The 13,151-nt window shown below is 38.5% G+C and carries 9 protein-coding genes and 1 pseudogene; 7 read left to right on the forward strand and 3 right to left on the reverse strand.

Annotated elements, in window-relative coordinates; genetic code table 11:
• Positions 1 to 256 precede the first annotated feature (256 nt).
• The gene (gene asnS, locus VCASEI_RS07395; RefSeq protein WP_086963357.1) at positions 257 to 1,657 is read left to right on the forward strand and encodes an asparagine--tRNA ligase; all 1,401 of its coding nucleotides are present in this window, start codon (positions 257 to 259) and stop codon (positions 1,655 to 1,657) included.
• Between the two features lie 118 nt (positions 1,658 to 1,775).
• On the opposite strand, the gene VCASEI_RS07400 is transcribed toward asnS, so the two are convergent.
• Positions 1,776 to 3,449, reverse strand: coding sequence for a glycoside hydrolase family 19 protein (locus tag VCASEI_RS07400; protein WP_089110119.1), 1,674 nt, complete (start codon positions 3,447 to 3,449; stop codon positions 1,776 to 1,778).
• Positions 3,450 to 3,786: 337 nt separating this feature from the next.
• Here VCASEI_RS07400 and VCASEI_RS07405 point away from each other — a divergent pair, with 337 nt between their 5' ends.
• Both VCASEI_RS07405 and VCASEI_RS07410 read left to right on the forward strand, forming a co-directional pair.
• A complete protein-coding gene (locus VCASEI_RS07405; RefSeq protein WP_089110120.1) occupies positions 3,787 to 4,665 on the forward strand; it encodes a hypothetical protein in 879 nt (292 codons plus the stop codon).
• Between the two features lie 228 nt (positions 4,666 to 4,893).
• A complete protein-coding gene (locus VCASEI_RS07410) occupies positions 4,894 to 5,556 on the forward strand; it encodes a Bax inhibitor-1/YccA family protein (protein ID WP_086963222.1) in 663 nt (220 codons plus the stop codon).
• Between the two features lie 337 nt (positions 5,557 to 5,893).
• On the opposite strand, the pseudogene aqpZ reads toward VCASEI_RS07410, so the two are convergent.
• Positions 5,894 to 6,584, reverse strand: a pseudogene (gene aqpZ / locus VCASEI_RS07415) (aquaporin Z).
• A 304-nt stretch (positions 6,585 to 6,888) separates the two neighbouring features.
• Between aqpZ and VCASEI_RS07420 the strand changes: the two are divergent.
• The 4 genes from VCASEI_RS07420 (at position 6,889) to VCASEI_RS07440 (ending at position 11,627) form a co-directional block, all read left to right on the forward strand.
• The gene (locus VCASEI_RS07420) at positions 6,889 to 7,296 is read left to right on the forward strand and encodes a hypothetical protein (RefSeq protein ID WP_086963220.1); all 408 of its coding nucleotides are present in this window, start codon (positions 6,889 to 6,891) and stop codon (positions 7,294 to 7,296) included.
• A gap of 180 nt (positions 7,297 to 7,476) precedes the next feature.
• Positions 7,477 to 8,580, forward strand: a complete 1,104-nt coding sequence (locus tag VCASEI_RS07430) for a phosphoribosylaminoimidazolesuccinocarboxamide synthase (protein WP_089110121.1) — start codon at positions 7,477 to 7,479, stop codon at positions 8,578 to 8,580.
• Positions 8,581 to 9,026: 446 nt separating this feature from the next.
• The gene (locus tag VCASEI_RS07435; protein ID WP_089110122.1) at positions 9,027 to 10,715 is read left to right on the forward strand and encodes an NAD-dependent malic enzyme; all 1,689 of its coding nucleotides are present in this window, start codon (positions 9,027 to 9,029) and stop codon (positions 10,713 to 10,715) included.
• 210 nt (positions 10,716 to 10,925) lie between these two features.
• Positions 10,926 to 11,627, forward strand: a complete 702-nt coding sequence (locus VCASEI_RS07440; protein WP_089110123.1) for a SanA/YdcF family protein — start codon at positions 10,926 to 10,928, stop codon at positions 11,625 to 11,627.
• A 44-nt stretch (positions 11,628 to 11,671) separates the two neighbouring features.
• Here the strand turns inward: VCASEI_RS07440 and VCASEI_RS07445 are convergent, their stop codons facing one another.
• A complete protein-coding gene (locus VCASEI_RS07445; RefSeq protein ID WP_089110124.1) occupies positions 11,672 to 12,991 on the reverse strand; it encodes a GGDEF domain-containing protein in 1,320 nt (439 codons plus the stop codon).
• Positions 12,992 to 13,151: the final 160 nt, after the last annotated feature.

Here is a 13,151-nt window from a genome sequence, read left to right on the forward strand (position 1 = left end):
AATTCAATCGATTAAAAATGCCATGAAACACACAATAAAGGTTGAAGCAGAAACTATGACAGGTAATATGTCATTACCTGTCACTATGAAATACATTGAATATTTTTTCATCACATAGTGCTAGACGAATAATAAAACTAGGTAAATTATAAAATAGTTTGCTCATCCCATTTTCAGGAATTTCTTATGAAATGGTGGCTAGAAGCCTAATTACCCTTCTGAATCTAAAGAGCATTTAATGGAGAATACACATAACATGACTTACGCGCCTGTAACAGACGTATTAAACGGAAAATTACCCGTAGACAGTGAAGTAACTGTACGCGGCTGGATCCGTTCACGTCGTGATTCCAAAGCTGGAATCTCTTTCCTTGCCATTTATGACGGCTCTTGTTTCGACCCGATTCAGGCCGTGGTCCCTAATGAGTTAAATAATTATAATGATGAAGTTCTAAAACTGACTACAGGTTGCTCTGTTGAAGTCACAGGAATCATCGTTGAATCGCCAGCAAAAGGCCAAGATTTTGAACTGGCGGCTACCGCTGTAAAAGTCGTCGGTTGGGTTGAAGATGCTGATACTTATCCGATGGCCAAAACTCGCCACTCTATTGAATATTTACGTGAAGTGGCGCACCTTCGCCCACGTACTAACGTGATTGGCGCGGTTGCCCGTGTTCGTAACTGTTTATCTCAAGCGATTCACCGTTTTTATCATGAACAAGGCTTCTTCTGGACATCGGCTCCATTGATTACCGCATCCGATGCTGAAGGTGCTGGTGAAATGTTCCGAGTATCAACATTGGACCATAACAACCTCCCTTTGGATGACAAAGGCAACGTTGATTACAATGAAGATTTCTTCGGTAAGGAAACATTCCTTACGGTATCTGGTCAACTTAACGCAGAAGCTTATGCTTGTGCACTAAGCAAAGTGTATACATTCGGCCCTACTTTCCGCGCAGAAAATTCAAACACCAGTCGTCACCTTGCAGAGTTTTGGATGGTTGAGCCAGAAATCGCTTTCGCGGATCTTGATGATGCAGCTAAATTAGCCGAAGACATGTTGAAATACGTATTTGCTGCAGTTCTTGAAGAGCGTCGTGATGACCTTGAATTCTTTGCTTCTCGCATTGATAAAGAAGCGATCACTCGTCTAGAGCAATTCGTTAACGCTGATTTTGCGCAAGTAGACTACACCGATGCTATCCAAATTCTAAAAGATTCAGGCCGTAAGTTTGAATTTGATGTGGAATGGGGAATCGATATGTCTTCTGAGCATGAACGTTACCTTGCTGAAGAGCATTTCAAAGCGCCTGTTATCGTGAAAAACTACCCTAAAGACATTAAAGCATTTTACATGCGCTTAAACGATGATGGTAAAACGGTTGCAGCTATGGATGTACTGGCTCCAGGTATTGGTGAAATTATCGGTGGTGCTCAACGTGAAGAGCGTTTAGATGTGCTTGATGCTCGTATGATTGCAATGGGCATCGATCCTGAACATATGTCTTGGTATCGCGACTTACGTCGTTACGGCACTGTGCCTCATGCTGGTTTTGGCTTAGGTTTCGAGCGGTTGGTTTCTTACGTAACAGGCATGGGCAACGTTCGTGACGTGATCCCATTCCCTCGTACTCCACGCAGTGCAAACTTCTAATTCAATTAGACACCGTATATAATCTATTGAAATAACCCCCAATCGTTAAATAATTAACCTTGGGGTTATTTTTTATAGCAAATAGGATTGACCACTTAACCGCTATCTATTCACCACATTATTGACAGCTAATCTCATCCCAAAACCAATTCGATTCGACTGGAGTTTCCCATATACCGGGAGCATTTTTAGCCATAAAACATTTACCGTTATAGGTCACTTTATCACCAACACCAGCTTGAGTTTGCCCTGCTACCCATTCAATGAAATCACTTGGGTTCGTTATAGGATCTGGTGTTGGTTCAGAAAGCGGTTCTGGTGCAGGTACGGGCTCAGTAGGAGTGGTTATCGAAACAGGTTTCCATGCTCCGCCAGCCGTCGGTAAGTCACCCTGAGTCCACCATTGAGCCTCATAAATGCCACCTTCATAACCAACTTGATTACCAGCCGTATAAACTTTATTAGATTCCCAAGAAGCAATACCGCCGACTGGTGGGTCTACAGGATCTGGATTGATCGGATCTAAATTATCCACCACTCTCACTTCTGGCCACCCTGCGTGGGATCCATAAAAATTGGTCACACATTTTTCGTAATCACCTTCAACCAAAGCTGAATAAGCTGTTTGAAAACCAACTAATTCACATTCAAAGGAATAACCACCAGGGCGATCGGCATAATATTTCCAGTTACCGTCCCAGTTGGTGTACAGCACATTAGTAGCACCATTAAGATTTAAACTGCCATAAGGTGTCTGCTGCCAACAAGTATTTGTTTCATCGTTTTCAATCGGAATTTGAAAATGAGCCGCTAAACCTTCCCAGTAACGTATGCGATTAACTGGTTGGCCTTTATTTTTATTCTGTTCACCACATTCAATACCACCATTGATAATATTGATTGTCGTACCAAAACCGTATCCAATACCAGCATCTAATTCACGTTGAGACGGTACCCAAGTGCGATCAATTACGTGCAACATCGCAGGCTTCGGCGCTTGTGGTGTCAAGAAGAACCAGATTGCAGAAGCAAGATTTAACCAAGAATCAGCGACCAATCCCGGATTATTAAGTAAGACGGTCGCATCTCCGTCATACATGACTTCAGAAAAAGCACCGTAGTTAAAATGGTAAGAAAGTTGTTTTGCACCACGACCGAAATAACCCTCGCCAACCGCACATGGCCAACGTTTATTTTGCCAATCATCTTGCCCACAACCTGTCGTATAACCCGCTTGTCCTTCTACCCACCCCATTTCACGGACATGAACTAAGGCCTGCTGCCATTCTTCAAGTGCTAATGGGTTGTCTGATGTATTTTCTTTCGAAATATGACCACCCGTTTCTTGAGAGAAATGAGCAAATGCGGTCACAATCGATTTTTTGCATATTGCGTCAGAATCACGTCCATCTGTGTACTCACCACAAAAAGCAGAAAATTTACCTATCGCTCTTAAAAAGCGAGTATATGTGTACTCTGGCGCGGCCATTTGAGTCATGTAGTCCCAGTCAGACTGAGAAAAAACACGTTCAACTCGTTTTACATTTTCAGGATTAGATGATGACCCCGGTACAATTGCCTCAACAACAGAATTTAACCGCGTTTGTAAGGCTTTCGCCCAAGTATCATACATTGGGTCAGATGTTTTCGCTTGCTCAGAAGCGAGTATATCCGCTTTTGAAACCACATAACCGATTGGGTTTGTTGGATCTGGCTGAATATTCATCTCCGCCATTGCATGAGCTGAAGAGAATGCACCAATGACAATCGCCAGATGTTTTAACTTAAACATAGAATATTTCCTTATGTGTTTAATTAACATCTAGAGAATAGTTTTGTTGATATCTATATACAGAGATAAGTTTACTCATTCATCTATTTTGCGAGTAATCGCATTACCACAATGTAGTATTGCGAATATAAAAAATAAAAGTGTGAATAAGCAGACATTTATCACCCTATAAAATTACCCTCTTATTGATTCAATATAGTGAAACCATGATGAAATCCTAACCGCTATAACAAAACATCCCTCTCATTTTTACTTTCTTTTTCAGTTACTTCCTAGTCAGTCATTTTACTAACACCTAAAATGACGCCTCTTTAAAATAGGGATAGGTTATAAACGGATGAAATTAAAAACAAAACGTATTACTTTAATACTTAATGTTTGCACAATTAAAGATGATGCTTTTATTCAGTACCTTCTTTCTAGCAAATGCTACGATGAAGAAACTGGATTTTTCAAAGTGGCTTGTGACGTCCCTGTAACCCCGAGCAAGTTGTATGCATATATCGATGAGTCTCTAGATTATTTATTACCACAGGCTTTAAAAGAGCACTGTTTTGCCATTTTAAACGCCAAAGAAACACGCCATCTTTCAAAATTTGACGTACTTGAACCCTCTTCTACTCTTGAAATTGGTGATAATATCGTGGCCATTTTGCAATCTATTCCAGATGCATTAAATGAAACTATGCTAATGGAATACTTAAATGTCGATGTATCAAACCCTCATCATCAAGCTCTATTTTGGCAACAATCTTTAGAAAAACTGCTCAACGAGTCAAAAGGAAAATACATTATCGACTTGTTTGGCTTACCACTATTTGGGCAATCGAAAATTGCGTCACGCTTTAACAGCAAGGCTTGGATAGAATCCAGCTGCAAGAAATTAACTCAAAGAAAAGAAACACAGTTATGTTATTCGGTATCAAGGTTGGTTAATGAAGAAACTCAATATCTCGCGTTTGAGGTCGACGGCAATAACAAACCAATTAACCTGCAATGGAAACAAAAATTAGGTGAAGCATTTTTGTTTGCACGAGTCCCCTACTCACAAGTTCAAGAAATCACCTCGGCCTATCATGACGTAGAGCAAATTAACCATGTACTTCGTGATTATTGCGAAGATGCATCCCAACTCGAAGCACTTGAAAGAATGCTACCATTCCTCCAATCAATGGATAGCAGCATCAATTTAGACTGGGTTACCATGAAAGAATAATATCTGTTATTTCAAAGATCTTTACTTTCTTAACTGGGCCATCAATCGCACACATATGATGTTACAACTTAACCGTCGTAGTCAGGCTACAATTAAGTAGAATCATTACTAACATATTTTTTAAGTGCCTCTTGAAAAAGTGAACTTTTGACTCAATTTATGTACTTAGTAAGAATAACTTAAGTAATTTATGTATCCTTAAGTAAAGTGTTATTAACGAGGGAAACTATGAATAGTCCATTAACATCACGCTCAGCAAGAAGCGAAAGCGTTGTACAAACAAACCGAGTGTTACGCAACACTTACTTTTTATTGTCTATGACTTTGCTTTGGTCTGCGGTTGTTGCCGGTGTATCCATGGCATTAAACTTGCCTCGCCCGGGACTGATTCTGATGCTAGTAGGTTTCTATGGCTTGCTTTATTTAACAGAGAAAAACCGTAACTCAAGCTTAGGTCTCGTTTTCACTTTCTTATTCACAGGCTTCTTAGGTTACAGCTTAGGCCCAATTCTAAGTATGTATGTAGCGGAAGGCATGGGGGATGTGATTATTACCGCTCTTGGTGGCACAGCACTATCTTTTATGGCGGCTTCTGCTTATGCACTGACCACTAAGCGTGATTTATCCGTTTTAAACGGTGTTATGATGGCTGGTGCTGTTGTATTGATCATTGGGATGGTTGCAAGCTTCTTTATTCAAATTCCGATGTTCCACCTAGCATTAAGCGGAATGTTTATCCTATTCTCAACAGGTGCAATTCTGCTAACAACCCAAAGCATTATTCGCGGTGGAGAAACAAACTACATATCGGCAACGATTACGCTTTATGTTTCTATTTATAATATCTTTATCAGCTTGCTAAGCATTCTTGGCATTACAAACCGCGATTAAGTTTATTTATTGATTCAATACTGCTAAAGCCTGAAGTTTTATCTTCAGGCTTTTTTTATACTTATTTACCCCCCTTAAATACCCTAAATCCACTTCATAATAAAACCAACATTATGTGTAAATTCACTTAATGTATTTTATTTTTATAGACAACGATGTTTTAAATGCAGATAACCGCTATTGTTGGAAGGCATGAGGATAGTAATTGATACATTCGTACTCAATAATGTCTAAGGCTAACAAAATAACCAGAAAGATAAGCACAAAAAAGCCAGCGGCTATCGCTACTGGCTTAATATATATCGTCAACGTATTTTAACGATAGATGTATATAGTGTTAGGCATTCTCAGCTTTTTCACAACCAATAAAGCGATACGCTATAGCACCTAAAATTGCACCAACAATCGGTGCAACCCAGAACAACCAAAGCTGAGCAGTAGCCCAGTCACCAACGTAGATAGCTACTGCTGTACTACGTGCAGGGTTTACTGACGTATTCGTTACAGGAATAGAGATCAAGTGAATTAGAGTCAAACATAGACCAATTGCGATTGGAGCAAAACCGGCAGGAGCACGTTTATCGGTTGAGCCAAGGATAACAATCAAGAACATCATAGTCATCACAACTTCAGTCACAAGTGCAGACATCATTGAGAAACCACCAGGTGAATGCTCACCATAGCCGTTTGATGCAAAACCTGCCGCAAGATCAAAGCCAGCTTGGCCTGATGCAATCACGTAAAGTACGCCACCGGCAATAATACCACCAACAACTTGAGCAATAATGTAAGGTAAAAGTTGATTTGCTGGGAAGCGACCACCGGCCCATAAACCAATAGATACTGCTGGATTTAGGTGACAACCTGAAATATGACCAATAGCAAAAGCCATCGTCAAGACCGTTAGACCAAATGCAAGTGAAACACCGACAAAACCAATACCTAAATCAGGAAATGCTGCAGCCAGTACCGCACCCACCAAGTACTAGCCAAAACGTACCAAAACATTCTGCTAAATATTTATTCATTTTTTATTCCTATGAATTTAATCCCAAAATAACAATAGTGTGTAATTGAGAACTACGCATAATTAAAACAGCACAAAATAAGTAGTCATATATGGAAAAACAAGACATCTTATGCTGCATTTTTTATAAACTATTAATTTTTAATGATTTATAAGTAATCAATTATTACATCAGTTTTTAAAAACCATAAATTAAAAGTGACATTAATCACAGTTAATCATAAATCGCTCAATAAATGACTTGATCTAACACCAAACTAGATATACTGTTTATTTATACAGTATGGATATATGGACAGTTAATTATGTTTACTCACAATACAGCTTTACTTAATCATTCATCAGCTACGCTTGCTTCCAATGAAGATATGTTCTCAGCCAGCAGCCCACTATTATCTCGTTTATCTATGCTTTCTAAACGCCCGAGTTGGTTACTCTTTACTTCAGAAGCAACTCTGCCAACTACCTCTGAACTCATAGCCTTTGGTATTGATACGAATAAAGTAATTAAAATTAAAGCGTCCACTTCAATGTCAGAGAAAGACATCATTTTAAAAGCCCTCAAGGCACAGAATGCTAGTGCTATCGTCTCTGGTGATAATTTCACAGAGGAAGAAAAAAATGAGTTAACGCTCAAAGCAAAACAAGTGAGTTGTGAAATCTTTTTTATGGATCAACATATTCGCCAAACCTTGACACGAAATCTGCATTAATCGTTTCAAAGTAGATCCATTGTTATGGTGAAATTACGTAAATAATTCGATTCATAAAAATAGAGAGCAAACGTTTGCTTTTTAACTGGAAGAAATAAGCCGTGTTCTGTTATTATGCCGCTTTCTGGTATGTAACCTTCATACCTGTTTTTAAGCCTAGCCTCAATTAGGAATATGGAAATGAGCATTGCTAACCAAGTACTAGCCGTGAATGACGACCTTCCCATTCGTACTGATAAACCTGTGCATAGCGGAAAAGTGCGTTCTGTCTATTGGCTAACCGAAGAAGACAGCCATCGCCTTATAAAACAAAAGGGTTACAATGTTGCTGACAATGCACCATTAGCCATTATGGTAATCAGTGATCGCATTTCGGCGTTTGATTGTATTTGGCATGGTGAAGGTGGGTTAAATGGGGTACCAGGAAAAGGTGCTGCATTAAATGCAATTTCAAATCATTGGTTTCAATTATTCAAAGACAACCAACTTGCAGATAGTCATATTCTCGATATTCCTCATCCATTTATTTGGATCGTTCAAAAAGCTAGACCTATCATGATTGAGGCAATCTGTCGCCAATATATTACTGGTTCAATGTGGCGCGCTTATGAAAAAGGCGAACGTAAGTTTTGTGGCATTAATCTTCCCGAAGGATTAGAAAAAGATAAAAAATTACCTGAACTTCTTATTACACCATCAACAAAAGGCATTTTGAAAGGTATTCCCAATGTCCCTGAAGCTGATGATGTAAATGTGTCTAGAGATAATATTGAAGCAAGCTTTCAAGCGTTTAACTTTTCAAAAGTAGAAGATATTACTCATTATGAGAAACTCTTAAAGGATGGCTTTAAAGTGATTAGTGAAGCTCTAGATAGAGTTGATCAAATTTTTGTCGATACCAAGTTTGAATTTGGATACGTTAACGATGCAACTGGTAATGAAAGACTGATTTATATGGATGAAGTTGGGACACCAGACTCTTCTCGTATCTGGGACAAGACAGAATACCAAGCTGGTAATATCGTTGAAAACTCAAAAGAAGGTTTTCGTCAATTCTTACTAAACTATTTTCCTGATCCTGATATTCTTTTAAACAAGAACCGTATGGATGAACGTTTTGCACTTGCCAAACACAATTCTCTGCCTCAAGAAGAGATAATGAAGATTTCTAAAACCTATCTCAATATTGCAGAAAAAGTGACCGGAAAAAAAGTCATTTTAAGCAATAATCCTAAACAAGAAATTATTGATGTACTACGAAATGAATATGACTTGATCGTTTAGTCATCAGCTCCCTCAAAAAGCCAGATAATATCTGGCTTTTTGTATTTTTATTAGATTAAAATCACAGAAATTTCCTGAGTCTCCCCTATATTATCAAAAAAATTCAAAGTTATGATTTATCTCACACTATTTATTGATTAAAATCATTTCATCTATAAACACTATAAACACCAATATTGTATACAATAACAATCGATTTAATATCAAATTTATTATTCGACATAATAACAAGAAAAAATATAAACAATTGATTTTAAAGTTGAAATAATAGTAATTATAACATTTTCAATTTATGTCGTTTAAACTTAGGTATTTTTTTGTGCGCTAAAGCCAAACATTAAATCAAAATTGTTTACAATATTAGTGATAATTTTATGATATACCTATACTCAAATAGAAATCCTCTATAAATGATATCTTGCTCGCCGAAGAAAAAGAGTCCGAAAATGAATAACGATAAACGTCCTTTATACATCACCTATGCTGGCCCAGTTTTAATGGCTACCCCTCTTCTCAACAAAGGTAGTGGCTTTACCTTTGAAGAAAGAAAAGAATTCAATTTAGAAGGCTTATTGCCAGAAGCCTCAGAGACAATACAAGAACAAGTTGAACGTGCTTATCTACAATATAAAGCTTTCGAAAGCGATATGGATAAGCACATTTATCTTCGTAATATTCAAGACACAAATGAAACGCTATTCTACCGTCTTGTACAAAACCACATCTCAGAAATGATGCCTATCATTTACACTCCTACGGTAGGTGCAGCTTGTGAGAACTTCTCCAATATTTATCGCCGCGGTCGTGGCTTATTTATATCTTATCCAAACCGTGACCGCATTGATGATCTAGTCAACAATGCCACTAGCCAAAATGTCAAAGTCATCGTAGTAACCGATGGTGAACGTATTTTAGGCCTTGGTGATCAAGGCATCGGTGGTATGGGAATCCCAATCGGAAAGTTAGCCCTATATACTGCTTGTGGTGGTATTAGCCCTGCTTATACTCTTCCTATTGTTTTAGATGTGGGAACGAATAACCCTCAACGCCTTGCCGATCCTATGTATATGGGTTGGCGTCATCCTCGTATTACTGGTGCCGAGTATGACAAATTTGTCGATGATTTTATGCAAGGTATTAAACGCCGCTGGCCTGACGCATTAATTCAATTTGAAGATTTCGCACAAAAAAATGCAATGCCTTTATTAGAGCGCTACAAAAATAAAGTCTGTTGCTTTAACGACGATATTCAAGGAACAGCAGCGGTTACTGTTGGTTCACTGATTGCCGCTTGTCACGCTGCGGGAAGTCAGTTATCGGCACAACGTATCACTTTTGTTGGTGCTGGTTCTGCAGGTTGTGGTATTGCTGAAGCTATAATTGCTCAAATGATTTCTGAAGGCTTAAGTGAAGAGAAAGCTCGCTCTCAAGTATACATGGTAGACCGATGGGGACTATTACAAGAGGGCATGAAAAACTTACTCGATTTCCAACAAAGGCTCGTTCAAAAGAATAAGCACATTGCTGGCTGGAAAGGCGAAGAACAAGGATTCTCATTGTTAGATGTTATGCACAATGCCAAACCAACCGTTCTTATCGGTGTATCAGGTGTTCCAGGATTATTTAGCCAAGAAGTTATTGAAGCGATGCATGCAAACTGTGAACGCCCAATTATTTTCCCCCTATCTAATCCAACAAGCCGCGTTGAAGGAACACCTCAAGACATTTTCGAATGGACAAATGGAAAAGCGTTGATTGCAACAGGTAGCCCGTTTGCTCCAGTGAAGTTTGAAGGTAAGGATTACCCTATTGCGCAATGTAATAATAGCTACATTTTCCCGGGTATAGGTTTAGGTGTCTTAGCGGTTTCAGCTTCACGAGTTACAGACGAGATGTTAATGGAATCTAGTCGTGCGTTAGCGGAATGCTCACCACTGGCAATAAAAGGCAAAGGTGCATTGTTGCCACCTTTAGAAGAAATTCATTCCGTATCGAAGAAAATAGCCTTTGCTGTTGCAAAAAAAGCGATTGAACAAGGCGTTGCACTGTCAATTACCGATGAAGCGATTGAAGCTGCGATTGAGAATGGTTTTTGGCAACCAGAATATCGTCGTTATAAACGAACCGCTTTCTAGGTTAGAAAACGTACAGTTTTGACAAGACACAGTAAGCCTTCTTTAATATTTGCATTAAAGAAGGCTTTTTTGTTTTTCACCTTATCGGTTGACTGGTATTATCAAATGTCACTTACATAAAGGATTTTGGGGAATTCAATGATTAATAACACACAACCAATGGGAAATGGCCATTGTTCTTTCTGGCTTGAAAGATTTATAGATTAATCAATGGAAGCCATGATATTGCCCCCTAAAATCAAACACCCACTGATAAAATGGTTTACTAGAAGCCTTATCGCTTTATTATTTCTATTTCTGCTGTGTTTACTTGTCATTCTTTGTATCGACAGAATCATCAGCTGGAAAACTCAGGACGCCATCTACCATGATGTAGCTAATGTGCCTAAGTACGACGTTGCGATGGTATTAGGTACTAGCAAGTACATTGGTCACACACTTAATACTTATTACTCTCACCGTATAGACGCCGCAATAGAACTACATCAAATGGGTAAAGTAAAATCTTTCCTTTTAAGTGGAGATAACGCACATCGTTCTTATAATGAACCATGGACAATGAAACGTGATTTGTTAAAAGCAGGGGTGGATGAAAGCGCCATTTATTTAGACTACGCAGGATTTCGTACATTGGATTCGATTATTCGAGCAAGAGAAATCTTTCTCGCCGATAACTTTCTTATTATTACACAAGATTTTCATTGTGAACGTGCTTTATATATTGCTCAATATAACCACATTAATGCTCAATGCTTAGCGGTTCCTGGGCCGGAAAATGATTCAGGCTTTCAAATTCGCTTAAGAGAAGTATTTGCCCGTGCTAAAGCTTTTCTCGACCTTTACATTTTAGATTCTAAGCCTAAGTTTTTAGGCCCAATTAAACCAATAATTTATTTTGAATCGTCCCGTTAATTCATGCTTTTAACGAAAAGTTGCTAGATATCCAGTCCCAGTAACTAGTCTAATTTAACAGATACTTCTACTCGATTCCGACCATTATTTTTAGCGTTATAAAGCGCTTCATCTGCTCTTGCAATTACCTCTGTAATTCGTTCTGACGGCGACATCTCAACCACACCTAGACTGCACGTCACGCTTCCGACTTCTTGCCATTGATGTACTTCAATCGCTTTGCATACTCTTTCCGCAATATTAATTGCAACATCCAAAGTGACATCAGGGCAAAATATAATAAACTCCTCCCCACCCCAGCGGACAAGGTGGTCCCCGTCCCTCAGTTGCGATCCTACTAATTCAACGAACTCACGCAAAATATGGTCACCAACTTGGTGCCCAAAATGGTCATTCACCGCTTTAAAGTGATCAATATCTAAGTAAATAATCGAAAGACTTGAAATCTTCCAACGTACTTTTCTCGCCATCTTATCAAGCCATTCACGGATGGCATGTCGATTACTTGCCCCTGTTAATTCATCTTTTAAAGCAATTTGCGCAGCTTGACTGTATTTATTTGCCAATGTTTCATTTAACTTATCTAAGTGCTTAGTGTGTTTTTCCATTTTATTTACCCGCTTACGATAGCCAATCAATTGTAAAAGCAGATATATAATCGCAGCAAACACCCAAATAAACAGTAATGAAGCAGCAAACCATACTGGCTGGATATAGTTTCCTTTAAAGATAATGCTATTCACTCTAATTTGATGATGCCCAAGCGTTGAACCGGAGTCACTAGCAATCTGGATCATAGGAACATTATTAACATTTACGCCCGAATTCTCTAACTCAACGTGATAATCAAATAACCACCATGTTAATACTTGAAACTTATCAAAACCCACTTCTCGACCACCTTTTCCGTAGCCAGGCTTATACTCAATGCCATTATATTTTAAGGTGTTATCGTCTTTGGGATTATAAACATTAGGTTCAAAATTTCGAATATACACCCTTACTCTCTGAGCCCCCTCATCTGGTCCTTGATAATCCAAATCTAAGTACACCGATTGATACCCAGATAAGTCTAATCCCTTAGTAAGAGCATCAGATAAAGTGATTGTCACTTCACAATATGGCCACGGGTAAACGCTCAGACGTAATTCACAATCAAGAATTGCGGATTGCTCCGATAGAACTAACTTAGCCGTACTTTTACCCCCAACAACTTGATCCGTATGAGCGACATATTGAAAATGATCAGGTGAGATCACCAGTGCTTTTTGTTTACCCAAAATGACATATAAGCTAGTCAGTAAGATATTAATAATTATGATGAATAGGATGACTTTATTGCGAGTAAGGTTGAGAGTACGCATAAATTACCTTAGCTGATAAAATGTCATTTAAATCAATACCGTTAAATTAGAATCATTATAGATATAGCACGAATAGATTCAAATAGATGGGGTTCACCCCCTTACATTATTTTAATTTACAATGACATGGGACTATGTAAATTCAATTTCTATTTTATGA

This window comes from Vibrio casei, assembly GCF_002218025.2.
Lineage (GTDB): Bacteria > Pseudomonadota > Gammaproteobacteria > Enterobacterales > Vibrionaceae > Vibrio > Vibrio casei.